19 protein-coding genes, 1 tRNA gene and 1 pseudogene are annotated in these 25037 nt (G+C 42.1%); 14 read left to right on the top strand and 7 right to left on the bottom strand.

The annotated features are described in order from the left end of the window. The first annotated feature begins 11 nt into the window (after positions 1 to 11). The 3 genes from QE404_RS08140 to QE404_RS08130 all read left to right on the top strand — a co-directional run bounded on the left by QE404_RS08140 (position 12) and on the right by QE404_RS08130 (position 2301). Positions 12 to 1451, top strand: coding sequence for a hypothetical protein (locus tag QE404_RS08140; RefSeq protein ID WP_307449041.1), 1440 nt, complete (start codon positions 12 to 14; stop codon positions 1449 to 1451). Between the two features lie 77 nt (positions 1452 to 1528). Next, on the top strand, positions 1529 to 1960 hold the full coding sequence (locus QE404_RS08135; RefSeq protein ID WP_307449039.1) for a transposase: 432 nt from the start codon (positions 1529 to 1531) through the stop codon (positions 1958 to 1960). Between the two features lie 8 nt (positions 1961 to 1968). Beyond that, positions 1969 to 2301, top strand: a complete 333-nt coding sequence (locus QE404_RS08130) for a helix-turn-helix domain-containing protein (RefSeq protein WP_307449036.1) — start codon at positions 1969 to 1971, stop codon at positions 2299 to 2301. Between the two features lie 61 nt (positions 2302 to 2362). On the opposite strand, the gene QE404_RS08125 is transcribed toward QE404_RS08130, so the two are convergent. Both QE404_RS08125 and QE404_RS08120 read right to left on the bottom strand, forming a co-directional pair. Continuing rightward, complete coding sequence (locus tag QE404_RS08125) at positions 2363 to 4183, bottom strand: ABC transporter ATP-binding protein (RefSeq protein WP_307449033.1); 1821 nt, start codon at positions 4181 to 4183, stop codon at positions 2363 to 2365. A gap of 139 nt (positions 4184 to 4322) precedes the next feature. Then, the gene (locus QE404_RS08120) at positions 4323 to 5036 is read right to left on the bottom strand and encodes an AAA family ATPase (protein ID WP_307449030.1); all 714 of its coding nucleotides are present in this window, start codon (positions 5034 to 5036) and stop codon (positions 4323 to 4325) included. Positions 5037 to 5802: 766 nt separating this feature from the next. Here QE404_RS08120 and QE404_RS08115 point away from each other — a divergent pair. After that, the gene (locus QE404_RS08115; RefSeq protein ID WP_307449027.1) at positions 5803 to 6144 is read left to right on the top strand and encodes a DMT family transporter; all 342 of its coding nucleotides are present in this window, start codon (positions 5803 to 5805) and stop codon (positions 6142 to 6144) included. 108 nt (positions 6145 to 6252) lie between these two features. Here the strand turns inward: QE404_RS08115 and QE404_RS08110 are convergent, their stop codons facing one another. Next, positions 6253 to 6990: a DNA-formamidopyrimidine glycosylase family protein gene (locus tag QE404_RS08110; RefSeq protein ID WP_307449024.1), complete on the bottom strand. Its 738-nt coding sequence runs from the start codon at positions 6988 to 6990 to the stop codon at positions 6253 to 6255. A 74-nt stretch (positions 6991 to 7064) separates the two neighbouring features. Then, a complete protein-coding gene (locus tag QE404_RS08105; RefSeq protein WP_307449021.1) occupies positions 7065 to 7694 on the bottom strand; it encodes a class I SAM-dependent methyltransferase in 630 nt (209 codons plus the stop codon). A 196-nt stretch (positions 7695 to 7890) separates the two neighbouring features. Here QE404_RS08105 and dgt point away from each other — a divergent pair, with 196 nt between their 5' ends. From dgt to QE404_RS08075, 6 genes are all read left to right on the top strand, one after another. Beyond that, positions 7891 to 9246, top strand: a complete 1356-nt coding sequence (dgt, locus tag QE404_RS08100; RefSeq protein ID WP_307453377.1) for a dGTP triphosphohydrolase — start codon at positions 7891 to 7893, stop codon at positions 9244 to 9246. 63 nt (positions 9247 to 9309) lie between these two features. After that, positions 9310 to 10248: an SPFH domain-containing protein gene (locus QE404_RS08095; protein WP_307453815.1), complete on the top strand. Its 939-nt coding sequence runs from the start codon at positions 9310 to 9312 to the stop codon at positions 10246 to 10248. A gap of 71 nt (positions 10249 to 10319) precedes the next feature. Next, positions 10320 to 10904 (top strand): Crp/Fnr family transcriptional regulator, encoded by a 585-nt coding sequence (locus QE404_RS08090; RefSeq protein WP_307449016.1) that lies wholly within the window; start codon positions 10320 to 10322, stop codon positions 10902 to 10904. 59 nt (positions 10905 to 10963) lie between these two features. Then, the gene (locus tag QE404_RS08085; RefSeq protein ID WP_307449014.1) at positions 10964 to 11413 is read left to right on the top strand and encodes a DoxX family protein; all 450 of its coding nucleotides are present in this window, start codon (positions 10964 to 10966) and stop codon (positions 11411 to 11413) included. Between the two features lie 343 nt (positions 11414 to 11756). Beyond that, positions 11757 to 12959, top strand: coding sequence for a GTP-binding protein (locus QE404_RS08080; protein ID WP_307449012.1), 1203 nt, complete (start codon positions 11757 to 11759; stop codon positions 12957 to 12959). Positions 12960 to 13117: 158 nt separating this feature from the next. After that, positions 13118 to 15139, top strand: a complete 2022-nt coding sequence (locus tag QE404_RS08075; protein ID WP_307449010.1) for a DUF3857 domain-containing protein — start codon at positions 13118 to 13120, stop codon at positions 15137 to 15139. A 206-nt stretch (positions 15140 to 15345) separates the two neighbouring features. On the opposite strand, the gene QE404_RS08070 is transcribed toward QE404_RS08075, so the two are convergent. Both QE404_RS08070 and QE404_RS08065 read right to left on the bottom strand, forming a co-directional pair. Beyond that, positions 15346 to 15708: a DUF962 domain-containing protein gene (locus tag QE404_RS08070; protein WP_307449007.1), complete on the bottom strand. Its 363-nt coding sequence runs from the start codon at positions 15706 to 15708 to the stop codon at positions 15346 to 15348. A 103-nt stretch (positions 15709 to 15811) separates the two neighbouring features. Beyond that, positions 15812 to 17485: an APC family permease gene (locus tag QE404_RS08065; RefSeq protein ID WP_307449005.1), complete on the bottom strand. Its 1674-nt coding sequence runs from the start codon at positions 17483 to 17485 to the stop codon at positions 15812 to 15814. Positions 17486 to 17658: 173 nt separating this feature from the next. On the opposite strand from QE404_RS08065, the pseudogene QE404_RS08060 reads away from it, so the two are divergent. The 3 genes and pseudogenes from QE404_RS08060 (at position 17659) to QE404_RS08050 (ending at position 22641) form a co-directional block, all read left to right on the top strand. Beyond that, positions 17659 to 20623, top strand: a pseudogene (locus QE404_RS08060) (tetratricopeptide repeat protein). Between the two features lie 94 nt (positions 20624 to 20717). Then, positions 20718 to 22499, top strand: a complete 1782-nt coding sequence (locus QE404_RS08055; RefSeq protein ID WP_307449000.1) for a TonB-dependent receptor — start codon at positions 20718 to 20720, stop codon at positions 22497 to 22499. A gap of 68 nt (positions 22500 to 22567) precedes the next feature. Next, a tRNA-Arg gene (locus tag QE404_RS08050) sits at positions 22568 to 22641 on the top strand. Positions 22642 to 22853: 212 nt separating this feature from the next. On the opposite strand, the gene QE404_RS08045 is transcribed toward QE404_RS08050, so the two are convergent. Further along, positions 22854 to 23621, bottom strand: a complete 768-nt coding sequence (locus QE404_RS08045; protein WP_307448998.1) for an alpha/beta fold hydrolase — start codon at positions 23619 to 23621, stop codon at positions 22854 to 22856. Between the two features lie 260 nt (positions 23622 to 23881). Between QE404_RS08045 and QE404_RS08040 the strand changes: the two genes are divergently transcribed. Next, entirely contained in the window at positions 23882 to 25024 is a 1143-nt protein-coding gene (locus tag QE404_RS08040) for a 1-acyl-sn-glycerol-3-phosphate acyltransferase (RefSeq protein ID WP_307448995.1), read from the top strand. Positions 25025 to 25037 lie beyond the last annotated feature (13 nt).

Below are 25037 nucleotides of genomic sequence, written 5' to 3'. Positions count from 1 at the left end.
TGAAAAATAATATGATAAAAAAGTATATCCTTACCTTCATCTTTTGTGTTATGTTGGTAGTAACGGTTAACCTTAAAGCGCAGATGGCCGGGAGTCCGCCAATGTCTTTCTATGCAGTTACGGCCAGGTACGGCGGAACCGATCAGGATTATTTATATTCCGTCAACAATACCTCAGACGGGGGCTTTATTATGGGAGGTTACTCGGCTTCGGCATCAGCCGGGTCAGCAGACCAGGCAGGCATCACCGGAAAAGGAGGACGGGATTACTGGGTGGTAAAAGCGGATAATACCGGAAACATTCAGTGGCAGAAACGATACGGGGGAACCGGTGATGACCAGCTCTACGGTGTTGTTCAGACCAGCGATAACGGATATGTCCTGCTGGGAAGATCAGAAGCGGCTTCTGCATCTACCGGAGACCAGGCTGGAATTGCAGGTAAGGGAGGGATAGATTATTGGCTCATTAAGATTGATTCTTCCGGAAATATCCAGTGGCAGAAAAGATACGGCGGATCTGGGGATGATATTGTCAATGGTGCTAATTCCATTGTGCAGACCGCTGACGGAGGTTTTTTTATCGGAGGTTATTCCGTTGCAGCATCAGCCAATACAGAAGACCAGACAGGAAGCTCCAATTATGGAGGATATGATTACTGGGTTCTGAAAACTGATGCGTCAGGTATAATCCAGTGGCAGAAAAGGTATGGAGCTGGCTACGATGATTTTTTATATTCTGTTAAACAGACACAGGACGGAGGATATATTATCGCGGGAAATTCTGATTTTGAAGGTGGTGGTATCCAGGCGGGATCATCAAGCCGAGGAAGCATCGATTATTGGCTGATCAAGGTTAATAATGCTGGGACAATACAGTGGCAGAGAAATTACGGATCTATGGCTCAGGATATCTTATATGATGTTATCAAAACCAATGATGGTGGATATATTATAGCAGGACATTCAAACTATGGCCTTTTCCTTTCTGGTGATCAATCTAATCTAAATGCTTATGGCCCGTACGATTACTGGATTGTAAAAATCAGCAGTACTGGTGATATCCAATGGCAGAACAGGTATGGCGGATCATCCTATAATTACTGTTATGCGATCCGGCAGACTTCAGACGGAGGATTTATCATCGGAGGTTTCTCTGATGCTAATTCTGCCAGTACAGGCCTTCAGGCAGGCTCCCCCGGATATGGAGGAAACGATTACTGGATTTTGAAGACTGACAGTTCAGGAATCATTCAGTGGCAGAAGAGATATGGCGGTGCTTCCGATGATTTCCTGTACAGCATTTCCGAAACGCCGGATGGCTATCTGTTCGGTGGTTTTTCCGAAGAAGGCTCATTCAATACCGGTAACCAGGCAGGAACAAATAAGCAGGGCGGGTTCGATTTCTGGTTAGTCCGGACGGATAAAAATGGCAACGTAGGGATTGTGAGATAATAGGAAAATCACATCAAAAAATTTCCTTTTTGACGGTCAAAATGTTAACTTGCATCTGTTAAACATTTAAAACACAAATGATGTTCAAAGACATTCACATCGGCAAGCTGATCGTGGGGAGAGTCCGTGAAAGCGGTATAGAGATGCCCAGGATCATGAATTTCCTGAAAAAAACAGAAGCGGAAATTTTAGAAATGTACGAATCCCGGGATCTGGAAACGGGGATCCTGCTCCGTTGGAGCAAACTTCTGGAATATGATTTCTTCAGGCTCTACAGCCAGCACCTGATCCTTTATGCCCCAACCTCCGGAGCGGCTAAAAAGAAGGCCGCGTCGCACAATACTTCCGCATCGGGCTTACCTGTATTCAGGAAGAATATCTATACCCAGCAGATGATCAGTTTTATCCTCGAACAGATTGAAACCGGAAAAAAGACTCCCCAACAGGTCATAGAAGAATACAAGATTCCCAAAACCACTTTATACAAGTGGATCAGTAAAAACAGGTAATATTTTAAATGATGAAAAATACACCGGATTACAAGAAAATTTACAGGGATATGATTGCTTTGAAATATCCTGATAAGGCATCGCTTTGCAAGCCTATTTTGAATAAAAGCCAGATACAGATTATGGATATCATCCGGCTGGATGAAATTCTGTCAGAAAACACAGATACTGAACAGATCAGGAACAATCAGAAACTGAAGGCTTACGATTTAAAAGCTATCAGGGATATTCTTCAGTTCCAGAAAGAATACGGATATAACAACAGGCAACTGGCTACCCATTTCAGGCTCAGCAGGAATACGGTAACCAGATGGAAAAAAATGCTTGAAAACAAAAGCTGATTCAGCGGTGATGAATAAAATGTAAAACGCCGGACAGAGAGTCCGGCGTTTTACTTTATCTTTAAGATATGATATTTTGATCGATACCTGAATCTGAAGTTTTACGTTCCCCGATCTGCTGCCGCCACATGGCATAATACAGACCATTTAAAGCCAGCAGACTGTCATGGGATCCGGTTTCGATGATCTGCCCGCGTTCAAGGACGTAAATACGGTCTGCGTGCATAATGGTGCTCAGACGATGGGCAATGAGTACGGTGATCTGGTCTTTTTCCCGGGAGATTTCTTTAATAGTTGAGGTAATAGCTTCTTCGGTAATACTGTCCAGAGCAGATGTTGCTTCATCAAAAATAAGGAGATGCGGCTTTCTTAGAAGTGCCCTGGCAATGGCAATCCTCTGCTTTTCACCACCGCTCAGTTTAAGGCCTCCTTCGCCGATAACGGTGTCAATACCTTTTTCGGCCCTTCTGATAAGCGCTGTACTGCTTGAGCGTTCCAAGGCCAGCTGAAGGTCAGTTTCCGTGGCATCCGGATTCACGAATAAAAGATTTTCCTTAATGGTACCTGCAAAGAGCTGGGTATCCTGGGTCACAAAACCAATCTGGTTTCGCAGTTCATCAAAATCAAATGCATTGCCGTTGATATGATTATAAAAAATAGATCCTTCCTTTGGCCGGTAGAGACCTACCAGGAGCTTGACCAGTGTGCTTTTCCCGGATCCGCTCGGACCTACGAACGCTATGGTTTCCCCATTCTTCACTTCAAAGGAAATGGCATTCAGCGCTTTGTAAGATGCCGTCTGGTGCTGAAAAGATACCCCCTGGAATTCCAGCTCCCTGATCGCTCCGATTTTTTTTGGAGCAAGTGGTTTTTCTTCAACATCTTTTTTCATCAGACGATCGAAATTATTCAGTGATGCTTCCGCTTCACGGTAAGAAATAATAATGTTCCCGATTTCCTGCATAGGGCCGAAAATGAAAAAACCATAAAACATCAGCGACAGGTATTCTCCCGGAGTTACGATATTTTTAAAGATCAGAAGCAGCAGGGTCAGGGTGATCAGCTGCTGAAGGAAATTTACCATGGTTCCCTGGATAAAGCTCAAAGACCGGATGCTTTTCACTTTTCTAAGTTCGAGACCGAGGATCTTATAAGTATTATTGTTCAGCCGCCTGATTTCCTGCTGGGTCAGTCCCAGGCTTTTTACAATTTCGATATTCCGCAAGCTCTCAGTGGTACTCCCGGCGAGTGCGGTGGTTTCAGAAACTATGGTCTTCTGGATATTTTTGATTCTCTTGCTCAATAGGTTGGTGATGAACGCAATCAGGAAAATTCCTACCACATAGACCGGCATAATCGACCAGTGAAGGCGGATCGCATAAATGGATACGAAAATGATACTTACGAGAATCCCGAAAAAGATATTGATGAAGTTGGTAATGAATTTAACACCGTCTTCTCTTACCTTCGTTAACACCGAAAGCGTTTCTCCGCTTCTCTGGTCTTCAAATTCCTGATAGGGAAGTGCCATTGAGTGCTTGAGTCCGTCTGTGAAGATGCTGGCACCGAATTTCTGGGTGATCACATTCACCACGTAATCCTGAAAAGCCTTGGCAATCCTGCTTACCATAGCTGTCGCAATAAGAAGCCCGAGAAAATAAAATACACCGTGATAGAGATCCGTACCGTACAGGTATTCATTCAGGGTCCTGGGAAGGCTTCTTTCCTTATCAAAAAAATTGGGATGCGTCACAAGTTGGTCCAGGATCTTTCCGGTAATGGCAGGGCCAAATAAAGAGAATACCTGGTTCACGGTTGCTAAAACAAGAGATAGGATCAGCAGCCACTGATGAGGCTTTAAATATTTGAGTAATGTTTTCATTGCTGTTGTAATAATCGGCCGTAAACTTACGGATATAAAAGACAGGTAGTATCAATAAATATCCTGCCATTCATGAAGGCAATCGGGAAATAATCCGCTGCAGGAATATAATTGACAGGATCTGAATTAAAAACAACCGCTAGAAGATGCTTTTTTCCTCCAGATTACGGATGAGATTTCCTTTTACTGAAGTCAGGGCATGGTCTCTGGCTTCTGCAAAGGAAATATTGTATTTCCGGTCAACGGCTCTTAAGTCTTCAGGAAATTGGGCTAAAATATAGTCGTAATAACGGTTCAGAAATTCCTCTGACGGTAGTTGGTATGTGATTTTTAACTGAAAACGCCTTAAAAGCGCAGTATCGATGATGTCCGCATGATTGGTTGCACAGATCAGCAGGGCATTTTCAGGATAATAATCGATTAGCTGAAGCAGCGTATTGACCAATCGCCTCATTTCACCTACATCCTTATCATCACTTCCTCTGGCTTTCCCGATCTGGTCGAGCTCATCAAGGAACAAAACAGACCTTTCCCGGGATGCTTTATCAAATATCATTTTGATATTCTGGGAAGTTTCGCCGATCCTGGATGATACGATATTGCTTAAATTCAGGATAATGATGCTTTTGCCCAGGGCATGGGCTATAGCTTTGGCCGTCATCGTCTTCCCGCAGCCCGAACTGCCCTCCAGAAGCACTTTGTTGTTGACCGGAAGGCCATATTCCCGGAGCTCATTGATATAGGTGTGCTCCTTGATCAGTTGCCGGAATTGCTCATAATTGCTTTCGCTCAGAAATACTTCATCTAATGCTACTTCTTCCTTATCCTGGATGATGAGATTGTACAGGTTCATTGAATAAAAATATTGAAGTACAAAGATAAGCGGAAATAAAAAAAGCCGGACCTGGGATCCGACCTTACGGCTATAAAAATTAAAATTGTTCTGTATGGGTCTCTTGCTATGTTTTATATGCCCTTTTACTCACTGAGTAAAAGAGCAGCCGCCGTAAAGGCTAAAACATTAACAATATAATTTCATTTGGAGATCCTTAAGATATACTTAAGAAAAGCTCACTAGTTCCCCTCTCTTCTTACGGTTGTAAAATAAGAAGCAAAAACTACTAAACAAGTTGCGATTCCGATGTAAGTGATCATTTTGATTAATTTTTAATTATTTGACTTTTTTTTTATCATTTTTTCAATGGCAAAACTACAGCTTTCAAACGGAATACCAAAACCTATAATGCTGATGTATATCAGTTTATTACGCTTTGTTAATGTTGATATGCAATGCATTTTGTTTACATTAATTTAATATATTATTGTGAATTTATTTACACTTATATTGATTTATCTGTAAAAAATTATCAACCTTTCAACGGTTCTGCGTTCTGCATTTGATAATTGATAATTTGGATTTATCCGGATTTAAAGAAATAGTATCACTATAAGTTGATAAAAATCATGTTTTATATGCAAATCAGGCAGATAATGTGAACAAAATTTATTATTGATTCCTATGGCAGTGATGTACGCTTGAAGGTAAAAATGGCTTCTCAATGCATTGTGGTTGTATTTTCCTTCAGGAAATTGCTTAATTTTGTCAGGAAGAAATCAATATGGGAAAAAGTTATATATACCTGATGCTGGCTATTGTCTTTGAAATTATTGCCACAACCTTTCTGAAAAAATCTTCGGAATTCACACGGCTGGTTCCTTCTGTAATAACTATTATCGGATATTCAGCGGCATTTTATTTCCTGAGTCTTACGCTTCGTCAGATTCCGGTCGGAATCACCTATGCAATCTGGTCCGGAGTGGGTATCGTAGCCATTACGGTCATTGGTATTGTTGTATTTAAGCAGACACCGGACTGGCCTGCAATTCTTGGCATGGCACTGATTGTTATCGGCGTCATCATCATTAATGTATTCTCTAAAATGGGAACGCATGGATCTTAAGCAGAATCATATATGATACAATAATGAATCCATCTATATTTTAGCTACAATACATGAAAATAAGATATGGGCTTAAAGTAAGAAGAAATAAAAGATCAGTTCTGGAATTTAATGATACAGCTTCTGGTCTTTCTCACAGTAAAAGCTTCTTCTTTTACCTACACCGGTCTGTTTATTGACCATTTTTTCGCCGCATTTCGGACAGGTTTTCTTAGTATGAGCCAACCAGTGCTGTTTCAGGACAGAATCTCTTTTCCAGCGCAGGAAATCAAAACTGTAATTCCGGGCTTCTTCAATCAGTTCTTTCAGTTTTTTATCTGGCATTTTTCCCAGCAGGCTTTCAGGCTGTACACCGATGCGGAACAGCACTTCATTTTTAATGATGTTGCCTACCCCTGAAAAGATGTCCTGGTCCATTAGGGCATCACAGACCATCATATCAGGATTGGACTTCAGTTTCTTTTTGGTACTGGCAGGATTCCATGCATCGCTCATTACGTCCGCTTCCCAGTCTATCGTATCCAGAAATTCAGGGTCGACCAGTTTGACGGAGCAGGTATAAAAATAAACGGAATCTTTTCCGAAAAATAAAGACAGCCTCAGGCGTGTATCCGGCCGGATCTGTTCTTCAACGCTGAAAGAACCGAACATCAGCAGGTGGATTCGGATCACCATGCTATCAAATACCAGGTATGTTTGTTTCCCGAATGTTTTGATGTCTTTCAACGTTTGGCCTGTTAAAGGCTCTTTATCAAATTTAGCATCGCCGCCCGCCTCGGTAACGGTTTTACCTTTAAAGGGTTGCAGGCTTTCTTTCATCAGTAATATGGTAGGACCTTCTGGCATGATCTGGTTTTTCCACAAAAATTCAAATAGTGTTCCATTATCATAATCTCTATTCTATGCAGAGATTAATAGGGTCAATAGGGCTTTTGGCCTACGAAACGAATAACAGAACCTGTTCCGTTATGGAATAAGCCTTCATTGAGTTCGATTTCTGTTTCTTTTAATTCTATAATAGTATAATCCGGGAAATCCGCTTTTATTTCGTCAATAGAAAATAGTGACTCAACATCTTTGGGTCCGCCAACCTTCTCATTTCTTGCGATATATTCAAGATGATTTTTACTGAAAGCTTCAAAAATAATATATCCGCCTTTACGGAGATACCGGCTGAGCATCTGGTGTATGGATGATTTAACTGCTGCCGGAAAATGAGCGTAAATAAGAGCAATGGCATCAAACTGGTCTTCGTGATAATCCAAATCAGAAAGTTCCCCGACGCGATAATCAATCGTGATTCCTTGCTGTTCAGCAAGCTGTAAGGCTTTTTTCCTGCCATTTGCACTGATATCAAAAGCAGAAACAGTCCATCCCTGGGTTGCTGCAAAAATTGCATTTCGTCCTTCGCCTTCTGCAGGGAACAATAGGGTACCGGGTTTTAATGTAACCAGTTGCTCCCGCAGGTAATTATTAGGTTTTGTGCCATAGGCAAACTCTTCGTTGCTGTATCTTTCATCCCACCTGTTGAGCCACGTGTTGTCATTCATTGTAAAAGAATTTAAAGTTGTATGAAGAAAAATAAGGAAAATTCTTTAGTGATTTAGTACTATCAAAGGTAGAATATTTCTTTAAGTTTTCAAGTCTAAAGAAGACTGTTAAAATTGATTTTTTACGGCATATTTGGTTAACAAAAATATAATTACTATTCCGTACGATTAAAATTTAAAGTATTTTTGAACAATGATGAATTTAAACCAGATTTTCACCAATCAGCGTACCGGAAACAACCCGCATACAAAAGCGTCCAGGACAGACTTTCAGAGGGATTTTGACAGAATTATTTTTTCATCTCCTTTCCGGAGGTTGCAGAACAAGACGCAGGTATTCCCGCTTCCCGGGAGTGTCTTCGTCCATAACCGTCTTACCCATTCGCTTGAAGTGTCTTCGGTGGGGAGGAGCTTGGGAAGTGTGATAGGTGAGTTCATCGCCGAACATTATACTTCTGAACTTACGGAAGAATCCAAAAGCTTTTACCTTCATAATTTAGGGAACGTTATCGCTGCCGGGTGCCTTTGCCATGATGTGGGCAATCCTGCATTCGGACATTCCGGTGAAGATGCAATTGCCAGTTATTTTGAACGCAATGAAAGCAGCCTGAAGCCTCTGTTTTCGGAAAAAGAATGGGCCGATCTGGTAAATTTTGAAGGAAATGCCAATGCCATCAGGGTGCTGGGACAGCAGCAACAGGGTAAGGATGCCGGAGGGATCCAGCTTACTTTTGCCACTCTGGCCAGTATCGCCAAATATCCTTGCGAGGCAGTGGCCCGTGATAAGAAAATCCTCCACAGGAAGAAATTCGGGTTTTTCCAGAATGAAAAAGAGATGTTTCTCGATATTGCAAAAGCAGTACACCTGATTACGGAAAACGAGGAACCATATATTTTCAAAAGGCATCCGTTTGTCTGGCTGGTAGAGGCAGCAGATGATATCTGCTATAATATTATTGATATGGAAGATGCCCACAGGCTGGGTATTGTTTCCACCGCAGACTGTAAAAACCTCTTTTTTGAACTGGTGAGGTCTGAAACCGATGATGTAGAAAGAATAGAGCGGAAGCTGGGCTCTATTTCCAATGAGAACGAGCAGATTTCCTATCTCCGTGCAAAAGTCATCAACGCACTCATTAATAAATCGATTGAAAGCTACAAGCAAAACTTTGAGGCCATCCTGTCCGGAACACTGGATAAGGCATTGCTGGATATGTATAAATCCGAAAACAACAGCCTGAAGGATATAGAAAGCTTTTCAATAGAAAAGATTTACAATCATAAAGCAGTGGTGGAAATTGAAAATGCGGGCTACAACGTTATGTATGAACTTCTTGACCACTTCATCCCGTCTATCGTCAAACCTGCCCATCAGCTCAAGTCTTACGATGCAAAGGCACTGAAGCTCATCCCGAAACAGTTCATCTACCAGGAAGGCACAGACTACCAGAAAGTGCTTGGGGTCATTGATTTCGTTTCCGGGATGACTGATAATTATGCGACAGACCTGTACCGGAAGATCAAAGGAATAGATATCGGAATGACGGTATAAAAATTTTAAAATAAAATAGGTATCTTTAGGGAGCATACATTATTTTAATCCAAAATTCAGATTATGACTTACCTTTTAGTACCTGTCCTTTTTTTCGGACTCATTATTTTCTTTGCTTCTTTTTTTGTGGTAAAGCAGGAAACCGCAGCTATTGTGGAACGCTTCGGTAAATTTCTGGCTGTAAGGCATTCCGGCCTGCACCTTAAAATCCCGATCATTGACCAGATTGCAAAAAGGCTTAACCTGAGGATCCAGCAGCTGGATGTGATCATTGATACCAAGACACTGGATAATGTTTTCATCAAAATGAAAGTTTCCGTTCAGTACCAGGTGATCCGTGAAAATGTGAAAGATGCGTATTACCGCCTGGAAAATCCCGAAAACCAGATTACTTCCTACGTCTTTGATGTGGTACGTGCTGAAGTCCCGAAAACAAAGCTGGATGACGTTTTTGTAAGAAAAGATGATATTGCCATTGCTGTAAAAAGCGAACTGCAGGATGCCATGCAGAGTTATGGGTATGATATCATCAAGGCCCTGGTAACAGATATAGATCCGGATGAGCAGGTAAAGCATGCTATGAACAGGATCAATGCTGCTGAAAGAGAAAAAACAGCCGCCGAATATGAGTCTGAAGCACAAAGAATCCGGATTGTAGCGGTAGCAAAAGCAGAAGCCGAATCCAAAAAACTGCAGGGGCAGGGGATTGCAGATCAACGCAGGGAAATCGCCAGAGGGCTTGAAGAATCCGTACGCGTACTGAACAGCGTCAACATCAATTCACATGAAGCCTCTGCATTAATCCTCGTTACGCAGCATTATGACACTTTACAGGCAGTAGGTGCAAGCAGCCGAAGCAACCTGGTATTGCTTCCGAATTCACCTACAGCTGCCAGCAATATGCTGAATGACCTTGTGGTGGCCATGACAACGGCGACTACAGTAGGAGAAGCCAGTAAAGGCAATTATCCCGCACCTGAAAAAAAGGATCATGAAAAATAATATGGGATGGCTGTCAGTTTATCCGTGGGATAAAAAAGGGTTAACTGTTTCAAACTTTAATCTGTAGGATCATGGATGATGTGGTACATATGGCCGCCATTCAGCAGTACTTCAGGGAATTGACGGATATTTCTGATCAGGACCTGCTTTTGTTCTGCTCAAAATTGCAGAGGGCAGAGTTTCCCCGAAAATCCGTCATCCTGGAAAGTGGCAAAACGGAAAATTACCTGTCCTTTATAGAAAAAGGGATATTAAGGTTCAATATACCCAAACCGGATTATGACCTTACTTTTGCTTTTGCCTTCGAGAATGCTTTCGTCAGTGCCTACGATTCTTTCCTGACCCGTAAGTCCTGCCTGTACAATGTTGAAGCGATTTCCGACTGTGTTTTATGGCAGATCTCCTACACTGACCTGAATGGGATTTATGAAAATACCCGGATAGGCGACAGGATCGGAAGGAAAGTGGCTGAAAACATCTACCTCAAAAAAATGAAACGGGAAATCTCCCTGCTTGAAGATACCGCAAAACAGAGGTATCTTGACCTGATCCGGGAACAGCCGGAATTGATACGGAATATACCGCTTAAATACCTGGCTTCCTACATTGGTGTGCGCCCCCAGTCGCTGAGCCGCATCCGCAAACAAATTTGTTAACATTTGTTCATTGACTACCGTCTGCCGCGAGCCTAATTTTGCGGATAAAATGACGTACAATGAAACCATTATTTGTTTTAGCCGGTGTATTTGCCTTGTCTTTAATTGCAACAAGGATCTTAAAGCATAATTTTGATTATAAGCTCTCGGGCAAAGTGGCCCTGGCAGTCATGCTGCTGTTCACCTCAGCCGGACATTTCCTGTATGCTAAAGGAATGGCTATGATGCTGCCTGAAGCCATGCCGTTCCGCACGGGACTGGTCTATCTCACGGGCATCATTGAAATGGCAGCGGCCATAGGAATTTTCGTTCCTGCCCTAAAACCCATTACCGGGATACTGCTGATCGTATTTTTTATTCTGATCCTTCCCGCCAACATTTTCGCAGCGATAAGGCATCTGAATTATGAAACAGGTACATTCGACGGAAAAGGGCTTTCATACCTCTGGTTCCGCATCCCGTTTCAACTGCTCCTTATTGTATGGACTTATTTTTTCGTGGTTAAATAACAGGTCATCCGGATGAAAGATTTGCCGGTATGGGATTGTCAGACTTGAACACGATAGCATCAATTCTTCATTGGCAATGCAGTTCTGCTACTAGTATAATGCTTTTAAAGGATGATCCAGTTATGTGATCCTGGTCAATCTGTGCTTGCAGTATCATAAGAGGGTTAAAAAAAATAATTGCAACTTAGTTGCATTAATTATAATTAATCTTTATTTTTGCCGTTAATTACTTCTCCCAAACTGAAATCAGAAGGGCTTATAATGCCGGGATCATTTCCTAAACTCTGTCCTTCAGCTGTGGGGGCAGTGATGGATAAATTGTAAACAAAATCAACCCCTAACGATGCAAAAAAGAATTCCTGTAACCGTGCTGAGCGGTTTCCTTGGTGCCGGGAAAACAACCCTTCTCAATCACATCCTTCATAACAAAGATAACCTGAAAGTAGCCGTTATCGTCAATGATATGAGTGAAGTGAATATCGATGCACAGCTTGTCAAAAATGAGAATTCACTTTCGAGAACGGAAGAAAAACTCGTTGAAATGAGCAACGGCTGTATCTGCTGCACGCTACGGGACGACCTTCTGCTTGAAGTTGAGCGCCTTTCACGTGAAAACCGTTTTGATTATCTCCTGATCGAAGGAACAGGAATCGCTGAGCCTGTCCCTATTGCCCAGACTTTTTCCTATATTGATGAAGAAAGCGGAATTGACCTGTCAAGGTTCAGTTATATCGACACGATGGTCACGGTGGTAGACTGCCTTAATTTCTTCAAGGATTTCGGTTCGGATGAGCTGCTGATGGACCGGGAGCTGACTGATATGGAAGGCGATTACAGGACTATTGTTAACCTGCTGACTGACCAGGTGGAATTTGCCAACGTCATCATCCTTAATAAAACCGATCTGGTCAACGGACAAACAGTGGATTTCCTAAGAGCCGCTCTGCGAAAGCTTAATCCGGGGGCAAAATTCATTACATCCGAATTCGGAAAGGTAGACCCAAGAGAAATCCTGAACACAGGTCTTTTCGATTTTGAAACCGCCCAGAGCTCTGCCGGCTGGCAAAAGGAACTCCGGAATGACCATCACACGCCTGAGACAGAGGAATACGGAATAGGATCTTTTGTATTCAGGCATAAAAAACCATTCCATCCCATGCGTTTCTGGAATTACCTGAACACGGAATATCCTACCGGTGTCATCCGTGCAAAAGGACTTTTCTGGTTGGCTTCCAGGCCGGGAGATGCATTGAATTTTTCCCAGGCCGGCGGATCTTTCCGGCTGGAAAAAGCAGGTGTATGGTGGTGCAGCATGCCGATGAGCCAGCGTGCGATGTATGCTTCCTTTGCAGAGAACCAGAAACTTATAGAAAGCAAGTGGGATAAAGACTGGGGAGACCGGCAGAATGAAATGGTATTCATCGGGCAGGATCTGAACCCGGAAAAGATGATTGCAGACCTGGAAGACTGCCTGTTGAAGGAGGATGAAAAATACCTGTTTGAACAGAATCTAAATTTTGAAGACCCTTTTCCTGTCCATATTTAAAGTTGATTCGTGCAGATAGCCGCTGAAACCTTCCGGATCATAATTGTTTGCATGATCATCATCATTTTTTAATAAGATACTTCGGCTGGCGTTTGGTTTTTATTTTTTTATTGATTAATTTAATAATTTAAAATCAACATCAACAAGAATCAACTATTATGGAAAATCAAATGGTGACGGAAAATTACAGCATTGTAAAACCTGCGGTGTGGGCGGGAAGTATGGAAGATCAGGAAATTGTTGCAGCAATCAAAGATTCTGATTTTGCACAGAAACAGATGAGTGAAGGTAGGGATTACTGTTATTTTCTCAATCGAATCCATTATACTACCAATCAGGAGAACAGTGAATACAGCTGCATGGCCTATACGCTGAATGAACCTTCCAATCTGGAGCGGGCTTCGGTGATGGAGATCGTAGTAGAGGAGAACGAAGTGTACCAGATCCACAGGATCAGTGTCATTAGGGATGGTGTCCTGATCGATAAGATCCCGGATATGAAGATCAAGGTCCTGGACAGCGAGAATGAAAGCAGCGGCGGAATCCTGAGCAGCAATAAAAAAATCAATGTTACCATCAAGGACCTCAGGTTGTATGACATTCTGGTTCTGGAAGACTCACGGGTAAAGGTTTTTACTGAACGTGATTTCATGCGTAAAAAGTTTTCAAAATATGTTTGGGTAAGCCCGGATAATTATTGGGGATACGGAAATTACAGGTTTACCTTCATCAATGAACGTGAGGAACCGGTAGCCTATAAGAAAATGTTTTTTCGGGATGAACAGGGCCATGTAATAGAACCGGAGCTGAATCAGCTTAAAAAAGGAGAACGTTTTATTTTTGAAGCTGAACATTATATCAATACCGTAGACTCAGGAAGGGAAATTTTTCCTTTTATTGATTTTGCGACAGAAAGCACCTGGAAAGATCTTTCGGATTATATTGCAGGCATTTACCAGGAAATTTTTGACACGGCTTCCCTGGAAGCATTTGCGCCGGACCTTGTACAAAAGCTGAATGCCATCAGTGACCAGGACGAAAAGTTGCAGTTTGCCATTGAATATGTGCAGAATAACATTTATTATATCTTCAATGCCGATGAAATGAACGGGCACCGGCCACAGGACCCGGCGATTACCTATCAGAACAAACAGGGGGACTGCAAAGCCAAATCCGTATTGCTGAAAGTGATCCTCGACTACATTGGTGTTGAATCTTCCGTTGTACTGGTGAATTTCCGGGTAGATTACTACATGAAATATTACCTGCCATCCCTGCTTTCCTTTAATCATGTCATCAATAAGATCAGCTATAAAGGGGAAGATTATTTTGTGGATGCTACCATGCGCGATGAATTCGGAAGGATTGAAAAACGGGGATTTATTTACTTCCTGTATTACCTGGAAGTAAAACCCGGATTGGAGCTTCAGCAGAGGAAATCCTATCGTTTCCCGTATTACTGCATTGATGAAAAAGTAGATTTCAGTGTTAAAGGGAATACCGGAACGTTAGAGATGGATACTACCTATAGAGGAAACCGGGCCAACAGCCTGAGAAGGTATTTTAAGCACACCAATAAAAGGGAAATCATTGATTCCTGGAATAACTCCCTGTTTTACACCCTGAATTATTCCGGTGACCGGAACGGGACGGATGTAAGAGGCATTTTCCGTGATGCAGCAATTGAGATTATAAGTGATGATAAGGTGCAGAATGAATTGAAAATCCGGTATACCGCGACCATCGATAATCCTTATTTTACCGATGCCCAGAATAACCGTTTCCTGATGTATTTTGACCGTAGCATCTTAAAATCCGCAGTCAGGGATTATACACACAAGGATTTCCTGTTCTGGCATAACTTCGACAGTGAGAAGTATGAAATCCATCTTTCTACCGATCAGAAAATTGATACGGCAGAAAAATATACCGTGCAGGAAAGCAATATCAATAACCCGTATTTCAGTTATACCAGCCGTAAAAATATCACTAAGAGCGGCGGAACGGTATATATAGAGTATCAGCCTCTGATTAACCTTGAAATTCCGGCCGAAGATTTTGAGCAGTTCAGGAAGGCCCATCATATAGTAGCAGACAGTAATTTCGGTTTAGGGCTGGATATTATTGAACCCGGCTTCATGAATATGCTGAAATTCGGTTTTAAAAAACACTTTAAGTAAATTACAGTTATCATAGTAGAATATAATGGTTGGCCTTATGTATGGCCAGCCATTTCTTTATTCTTTAAAATTTGAATAGGCTTCAGGGTGCTCAGTTCTAAATTCGTATAGGCATTAAAGACTTTAAATAAGAATGTATGATAAATGAAAAGTCCGGGTTTGCAAAGCAAACCCGGACCGTTTTATATATTATTTTTAATGCATTATTAATCTGCATACGCTTCAACATGCCTTACCGTATCCTTTGGTGTCTCATGGCCGGCGTTAAATTTCTGTTTTCCGATCAGCAGTTCAAAAAACAGCCTGAAATCAGAAATAAGAGACCATACAGGATACCTGAATGTAGCAGGTTTATTTCTCTCAATGACCGCATGGCTGAACCATGCAAAGCCGTATCCGAATATCGGTACATACCACAAAAACCGTTCTTTTCCTGAGCTGATCACATATCCGATGACGAAAAAAAACAGCAGTATACCAATGAAATGGAATATCCTTGTACCGGTTTTATGATGCTCAGAGAGGTAAAACTGATAAAACTCTTTATAGGTTTGTATTCTTCCAGACATGACAGTAGTATTATAATTCTCAATTATAAGTGCAATAAGTCAGCCAAAAATGAATCAGCGGAATAAAATTGCTGTTCTGTTTTGTAAGGAAGTTTCCTGTATTTTAAGACTGTTGTCCCAGCTTGCTGTTCCGGTACCCATAGCAGAAGTAGATCACCAGTCCGATGGCAAACCAAAGCCCGAACCAGAACCAGTTGTCATGGCTCATTCCCGTAAGGAGATACAGGCATGAACTTAACCCGATCAGAGGGATTAATGAAAGTTTTTTTACAAATGCAATCACGCACAGCACCAGATTGATCAGGATAAAGAAAAATATTGAGGCTCTAAATTCCCCTTCCGATGGATCTTTCCAATCCATAAGTTTTTCAAAGAAAGAAGGCTGCAGGATATAGAAACCGACCAGCCCGCCGATGAATATCACCGGAAAGATAAACCGGCCGTTAATGTACGGAAGATGGAATCTCCCTTTGATCTTCTGTTTTGCAGGCAGCATCAGGACACCTGCACAAACCAGTACAAAAGCGAATATGGTTCCTATACTGGTAAAGTCAAGGATAAAGCTCTTATCGGTAAATAATATAGGTATTCCGACAACAATCCCGGTGATTATGGTAGCAAAAGAAGGCGTTTTATATTTGGGATGCACGGTCTGGAATTTCTTAGGCATCAGTCCGTCCCGGCTCATCACATACCATATTCTCGGCTGTCCCATCTGGAATACCAGCAATACGGTGGTAATGGCAACGATAGCAACAAACGACACCGTAAGTTCCATCCAGGCTACATTGGCATTTCCTTTCTCAAAAATGAAGGATAGCGGATCACCCACTCCGTCAAACTTTCTGTAGTCTACCATTCCGGTAAGAACCAGAGTCAGGGCGATATAAATTACGGTACATAGAACCAGAGAGATGATCATCCCTTTCGGCAGGGTTTTCTGAGGATCTTTGGTTTCTTCTGAAAGCACGCTCAGTGCATCAAAACCGATATAGGCAAAAAACACTCCGGAAACTGCACTCATCACCCCGGCAAAACCGTTCGGCATAAAAGACTCCACATGCGTCTGCGGATTCATCGGTGTCCAGTTATCGGTGTTGATATAGGCAAAACCTACCAGTACCACAAGGATAATCACGGCCAGTTTCAGGATAACCAGGGTATTGTTAAAATTCTTACTTTCCTTTACACCTACATAGCATAGCCAGGTAATCAGACCGTTAATGACCAGTGCGGGAACATCTACAATACATTTCAGGCTGCCGATGAGCGGGGCTGTCTTCCATGCGTTGACCAGTTCCTGGTTTTCAGAACCGTTCATGAATGCTTTTCTGGCTTCGGTATAGCTGCACGTTAAATAATCAGGGATATGCATGCCGAGGCGTTCCAGGAAGCTGGTAAAATAATCTGACCATGAAAAGGCCACATAGATATTTCCGAAAGAATATTCCATGATCAGGGCCCAGCCGATGATCCAGGCAATCAGTTCACCGAAACTGGCATAAGCATAGGTATAAGCTGATCCTGCGGTAGGGATCCTGCTGGCAAATTCTGCATAGCACAGCGCGGTAAAGCCGCAGGCAAAACCGCAGATCAGGTAGAGTAGAATCACCCCGGGCCCTCCTCGGAAAACAGCTTCTCCCAGACTGCTGAAACTCCCTGCTCCGATAATGGCTGCAATGCCGAAAAAAACGATGTCCCAAACACCCAGAACCCTCGATAAATGAGTGGATGTATCGGTCTCCGAATAAACTTTTCTCTTAAAAAGATGACCCATCAATACCTAATTTTGTTTGAAAAAAACAAATGTAATGATTCATGGCAAAAGTATGTTAAAAAATAGCTAAATTTTCTCCTTTTTTCCTTTAAATCCTTCATCGCGCTTGTTTAAACAATAAGTTTTCAATACTTTCGTTGACATAACAGACTAATTTTTTTATTCAGAAAAGAATGAAATCAGAAAAAATACTTCTAGCGGCTGCCGTATTCTATTTCGGAATCGCCGGGGCGCAACAGTCTCAGTACTTTGCGCAAAGAGAAAACTACCGCTTCAATTTAGCAGAAAACCTTTACCAGACCAAGATATACAATGCTTCCCAGTATGAATATGCAAGACAGTATTTCTACAATCAGAATCTGTCGCGGTCCAAAAAAGAGGCAGCTCAGTTTTTTGATCAGGTCATTGGCGTTATCCTTCAGAAAAACCATGCGGAAGAAGGACTGACCGCCTTTATCAAGGAATATCCCAACTCAGCCTATTTTGCCCAGGCCAATCTTCCGCTTGCAGATTATTACCTGGCTAAAAAAGATTTCGATAAAGCCCTGGAAACTTTAGGCAAAGTAAACCAGTACCAGTTATCCAAAGAAGAGAATACCCAGTATATCCTGAAGCTTGGATATGCGAAATTCATGACCGGAGATTCCAAAGGCGCTACAGATGCCCTGGAAGAAGCATATAAGTCTGCTGACGAATCCCAGAGGGGCGATATTGCCTATATGCTTGGGCATTTATATTATTCCAACCGCCAGAACGACCAGGCTTTCCGATATTTTGATTCCATCAAAGACCAGCCGAAATATTCTAAACTGGTGCGTCCGTATTATGTACAGATGTACTATAATGATAAGGATTATGACAAAGCCATTGCAGAAGGAAATGCATTGCTTAACGAGGATATTTCGGAATCCTACAAAGCAGAGGTCCACAAGATCATAGGAGAGAGCTACTTCATGAAAAATGAATATGCTGAAGCCTACCCACACCTGAAGGATTACCTGAGTGTTCAGCAGAATCCTTCTGAAAACGATTTGTACGAAATGGGTTTTGTAGCCGCACAGCTTAAAAAGTATGACGAAGCGGTTTCCTATTACAATCAGCTGATCAACAGCAATTCCGCGCTGGCCCAGAATGCTTATTACCAGCTGGGAAATGCTTATCTCGCCGTAGACAAGAAGCAGGAAGCCCTTTCCGCATTCCGTTCTTCTTACCAGATGGACTATGATGCCAAAGTGAAAAGGCTGGCCCATGAGCAGTATGCCAAATTAAGTTACGATATCGGTAATCCGTTTGAAAGCGCTTCAACGGTTATACAGAATTATATTACCCAGAACCCGAATGCGTCCAACCTGGCTGAAATGAGGTCCATGCTGGTAAAATCATACCTGTATTCCGGGAATTATAAGGAAACATTGAATGCCATCGACAGGCTGCAGAATTCATCCCGCGATATCGATAAGATTGATCAGGAAGTATCCTATCTCTTGGGTACGGAAGAATTTAACAAAGGCAACTATGATGAAGCCGAAAAGTACTTTTTAAGGAGCCTGGAATTCAACATCAATAAAGAATTTTATAACAGGGCTTTGTATTGGCTGGCCCAGGTATACTACCAGCAGGGCAACTATCCTTCTGCGATTTCAAGGTACGAAAAGCTCCTGAATGAAAATTTCCCGGAGAAACAGCAATTGCCGTATGATTTGGGTTATGCTTATTTTAAAGCGAAAAAATTCGATCTGGCACAGACCTATTTCAAGCAATACCTCACTAACCCGAAGCCGGAGTTTTAAAAACGATGCAGAACTCCGCCTGGCAGACATCTATTATGCCAATAATGACCTGAATGACGCCATTGCCATTTACGATAAAACAGAAGATGCCACAGACTATACGCTCTTCCAGAAATCTATGGCACTCGGCTTTAAAGGCGATACCCAGGCGAAGATCAACAGCATGAAAAACCTGCTGTCAAAATATCCGGATTCCGAGTATTATGATGATGCATTATATGAAATTGGAACCGCTTACGCAGCGCAGGATGATTTCACCAATGCCAATGACTACTTCGGAAGGGTCATCAAAACATCCTCTGACAGGGACCTGGTCGCCAATGCATCCATCTACAGGGCACAGAACTATGTTGACCTGAACCAGAATGATAAGGCACTTTCCGAATTGAAAGCTTTGGGAGAACAGTATAAAAATACAGCTTACGCGGAGAAAATCGTACAGGCAGCGAAACCTATATTCACAAAGAACGGTGACGTATCAGGCTATGAAGCCTTTGCCAGAAACCTGGGTGTGAATGTAGACGCTTCTGAAATTGATGAAATCAACCTGTCTACAGCCAAACAATACTTCACGAAAAAGGATTATAAAAATGCGATTCAGTATTACGAGAAGTATCTGACCCAGAATCCTACAGGAGAAGGCCTGTACCAGGCTAAATATGAGTTGGGCGAAAGTTATTACCAGACCAACAACAGTACTAAAGCATTGCTGGTGCTTCAGGAAATAGGCAGCGTTCCGAACGACTATCAGGATGATGCACAAACCCGTCTCGCCCAGATCTACATGGCTCAGGGAAATACGGCTGAAGCCAAAAAATACCTGGAAAGCATCAGGAATTCTTCAGATGTAAGCATCAGGAACTATGCTAATGTAGAGCTGATGAAGATCTACGCTGATGAAAAAGATTTCTCTCAGGCGGAAAAACTGGCTGATGCCGTTATCGGAAATGCGAAAAACTCAGCAGCGGTCATCGAAACTGCCAAAGCCATTAAGGCCAGAAGCCTGATGAATGCCGGGAAAGATAAAGATGCACAAACCGCTTATGCAGCCCTTGAAAAATCTTCCAATACTTCCGTCGCAGCAGAATCACTGTATGCAAAGGCTTACTACCAGAATAAAGCAAAAGCTTTTAAATCATCCAATGAAACCATCTTCAAACTGGCAAATAATTATGCTTCTGAAGAATATTGGGGAGCAAAAGCGCTCGTTATCATGGCGAAGAATTACCTGGGTCTGAAAGACAATTACCAGGCGAGCTATACCTGTGACCAGATCATTGAGAACTACAAAGATTTCCCTGATATTGTAGCGGAAGCCCGGGAAGTAAAAAAACAGATTAAAAAGTAAAAAATTGTACCCTGTACCAGGCAGAATGTACCGCATGAAATCAATGACTGCATATATGGTACTTCTCACATGATACATTAATACAACCAGAGAAATGAACAGAAAAATTCAATTTTTATCCATCATATTTTTAGGGATTTCATCCGTGGCCTTTTCCCAGATCAAGGAAGAAAAACTGATTCTTAATAAAAAAAGAGAACCGGAAGTAAAAAAGATCGAAAAAAAGAAGACTTCGGTGGAAGTGATTAAAAATTATCCGCCGGAAGAAAAATCCCAGAATCCGGTACGGTATACGATTACGGATGTCCCTACAGTTTCAGACTTTAAGACCTCAACCATCCAAGGGGAAGACGTAGCCCCAAAATTTGATGCTACGGCACAGAACAATTATTTCCAGTTCGGAATGGGGAATTACGGTAAAATCCTTGGTGACGCCAATATTTCCAAGACACTGGATAATAAACTGGAAGTGGGAGGGGATGTACATGTTCTCTCTACCAATGGACTGAAGAAAGATTACGACTGGAAGTCCGGGCAGAGTACCGCTACCATAGGCGCATTCCTGAATTCATACGGGGATAAAGGTAAATTTAATCTTAATGCGGAGTATGGTCTCGATAACTACAATTATTACGGTATTTACGCATTACAGCCCTCTGCGGATGTGGACCTGAAGCAGAAAGTCAATCAGTTCAAGGTCAACGGATATTATGATTTTTATTCCAATGAGATCCTGAACGATGTACGGGTGAAATCTTCTTTCCTAAAAGACCATTTCGATGCTCAGGAAAACCAGGTTTCCATCCTGGCTAATTTTTCAAAGCACGCTGTGGATCTCGGCAAATCCGGCATCGTGATGAATGCAGACCTTGGTGTAGGACTGGAAGCCGTAAAGACAGATTTTGCGATCAGGAATCAGAATTCATCCAACTTTTTCAATACGAACCTGACTCCGAAATTGACGTTCAGGAAAGGAGAATCCTATTTAATGCTCGGTTCATCATTTACGTTCCTGAATGCGAAAAACAATAATACTCTTATGGCCGAGCAGATGAAGAATAACAAAGCCTACTGGTTCCCGCAGGCTGAATTTCAGCTTGCCGCATCAGAAGAATTCAAGTTTTACGGTGGGGTAGACGGCGGCCTGAAGCTCAATACCTATTCAGACCTGCTGCAACAGAACCCTTTTATTCTTTCTGACCAGTATCTGAGGCCGACAGAAACCCAATATCATTTTTATGCAGGTCTAAGAGGGGATTTTGATGAAACCGTAAAATATGATTTCTCTGCAGGCTACGGCAAAATAAGAAATATGATGTTCTTCCAGGCCAACGGCCTTTTCGACAACGATTATACCCTGAACCGCTCGGCATATAATTTCGCCAATACTTTTTCGGCTGTATATGATGACGGAAATGTGAGCGATATTAAGGGAAGTGTACAGTATTTCCCGCTGGCCAACCTGAGTTTAGACGGAGAGATCCGCTTCCAGAAGTATGATCTGAAAAATTATGAAGATATTTATAACGTTCCTTTGCTTACTGCAAGCATAGGAGCAAAGTATACGATGCTGGATAAAAAACTCTTATTAGGCTTCAAGGGAATTTTTGCAAGTGACAGAACTACAAATTCTTATGCTATAGAAGCAGTGCAGACTCCATTGGCTCCTTCCGGCATGATCTTCAGCAGTACGGAAGACCGGAATGATAAAGTTGGCGGTTATGCTGATTTAAATCTTTCCGCAGAGTACAAAATTCACAAAAATTTTAGTATTTTTGCACTCGGAAATAATCTTCTGAGCTCAAAGTACCAGACGTACAAAGGCTACAAAGTTTTAGGTGCACAGGTACTGGGAGGGGTGAAGATTACATTCTAGATATAATTGATAGATGATGATTGATGAATGATCATTTATAAATCATCAATCATCATTTATAAAAAAATGGCTCCGTAGTTCAACTGGATAGAATATTGGATTTCGGCTCCAACGGTTGGGGGTTCGAATCCCTCCGGGGTCACTTGGGACAGTCTTTAATAGGGACTGTCCCTTTTATTTTCATTATATTGGTCATGAGTAGATGAAAGCAGTATATAATACGGTTTAAAAACACCTGCATATCTTCTGTAATACAGCATCCTGGAATAAGAAGATCATTTTTATAGTATCGCTATCAGTCTGTCACGGACCGCTTGCCTAAATCATCCTGATAGCATTGAGATTCCAGATACATCACGATAAAAGAAAATCCTTCACATAAGTCAGGTATAATTCCGGTTCCTCATACATAGGGGCATGACCAGAGAATTTCATTTCTATAAATCGGGCATTCGGGATCAGCGAGGCGACTTCTCTTCCTTCTTCCACAGGATTTAACCCATCGTATGCACCGCTGATTACGAGTGTTTCTGCCCTTACTTTAGGCAGGTCCTTTCTAAAATCAAAACCGGCTATCGCCTTATTGGCGGCGGCAAATTCTTCAGGAGTTAAACCCGTTTCCAGAAGGTCTATATGGTCTTTCATCTTTTCCGGGTCATACACGCAATATTTAAGAAGGGCTAAGACCGAATCATGAAAGCTTTTGCCTTCAATTTCCTTTTTATGCTCCGTGAGCAGCCTTTGTACGGATGATGTAGCTCCGTGCGATTTAGGGACTGTCAGAACCATTTTTGTGATACGTTCCGGTGCTGCGATCGCTACGCCCTGAGCAATGTAGCTGCCCATAGAACCTCCGAGTATGTAAGCCGTTTCATCACTGTAATAATCCATAACGGCCAGAACATCCTGAATATGGTCCTGTAATGTATACTCGCGTGGTTTACTGCTTGCTCCGTGACCGCGGAGGTCAAATGAGATTGTCCTGAATAGTTCCGACAGCGGATTGGCAATAATATCCAGTTGTTTAAGATTTCCGCCGATGCCATGAATAAGCAGCAGGGGTTTTCCGCTTCCTTTAATTTCGGTATTCAGCTCAATACCGTTGATCTTGATAAGTTCCATTATATGTGTTTTTATTTGTGGCTGATTAATGAGTCTGTACAATAAGGTTTGATCCTCATTTAATTAAATCTCAGATATAAAGATACTGATTTTTAGCTTATTGATAATTTTGAAGAGGCCTTTAGATTTTTTGCATCAAATATTGTGCTGAGCATACTGTATGGCAGGGATAAAAATCAGGATTAATTAAATATGAATTAACCTGTTTACCCGGCAAATTTTTTGTTATTTTACAAACCATTAAATTTTTAAATATAACTATGTCGAAATTCGATGAGATCAGGCCCTATCATGATCACGAAGTGAATGCTGCTTTGAACGGTGTAGCAAGGCATCCCATGATGAAAGCACTGATGCAGTTCACATTTCCGGATGAAGAAGAAGGGTTTTGGCTAAGTCAGTTTAAAGGCATCCATTCCATAAGCGAGTTCCAGCACCGTTTTATATCGCAGACCGTCCGGCAGATCATCAGGCAAAGTTCGGAGGGTTTATCCACGTCAGGATTCGATCAGCTGGATAAAAATACGGCTTATCTTTTCATTTCCAATCACAGGGATATCGTTCTGGATACTTCGCTGCTGAATCTTGTTTTGCTGGATCATGGACTGATTATGACTTCTTCCGCTATCGGCGACAATCTGGTTCAAAAGACATTTTTACATGTCCTGGCCAAACTGAACCGTAATTTTTTGGTTCAGAGGGGCTTATCCGTTCGGGAACAGCTGGAAAGCTCAAAGCTGATGTCAGAATATATAGACCATTTGCTGCATTCAGAAAATCGTTCAGTCTGGATTGCACAGCGGGAAGGCCGTACCAAAGACGGAAATGATGCTACACAGCAGGGCGTTTTAAAAATGCTGGCTATGGCAGCATGTGAACAGCCGCTGACCCAGTTCTTTAAAAAGCTTAAAATTGTGCCGCTATCCATTTCCTATGAATATGATCCCACCGACGCACTGAAAATGCCACAGATTATGGCTCAATTCAAAAATGAAGTCTATATTAAGAGCAGCGGTGAAGACTTCAAAACCATGCTGAGCGGAATACTGGGCCAGAAAAAACGCATTCATCTGCATGCCGGTAAGGTCCTGGATTCAGAGTTAGATCAGCTGGAATGCACATCTGAAGGTAAGAACAAGCAGCTTCAGGCGATTGCAAAATTGATAGACCATTCTATTATCCAGCATTACAGGCTGTGGCCGACGAATTACATTGCTTTCGATTTGCTGAATAATTCTGGTCAATATTCAGGGCATTACACAGAAGAGGAAAAACAGCTTTTTGAACGCCGTCTTGAGATGCGGATCAATAGCTCGGATACTGAACTGAAAAAGAGCTTTCTGGCGATGTATGCCAATCCTGTTGTTAATGCCAACAAAGAAAGCAGGATGAGCATGCCATGAATGAAGACCGATA

The organism is Chryseobacterium camelliae, from assembly GCF_030818575.1.
Taxonomy (GTDB): Bacteria; Bacteroidota; Bacteroidia; order Flavobacteriales; family Weeksellaceae; genus Chryseobacterium; species Chryseobacterium camelliae_A.
This window is presented reverse-complemented; position numbering and strand designations above follow the sequence as displayed.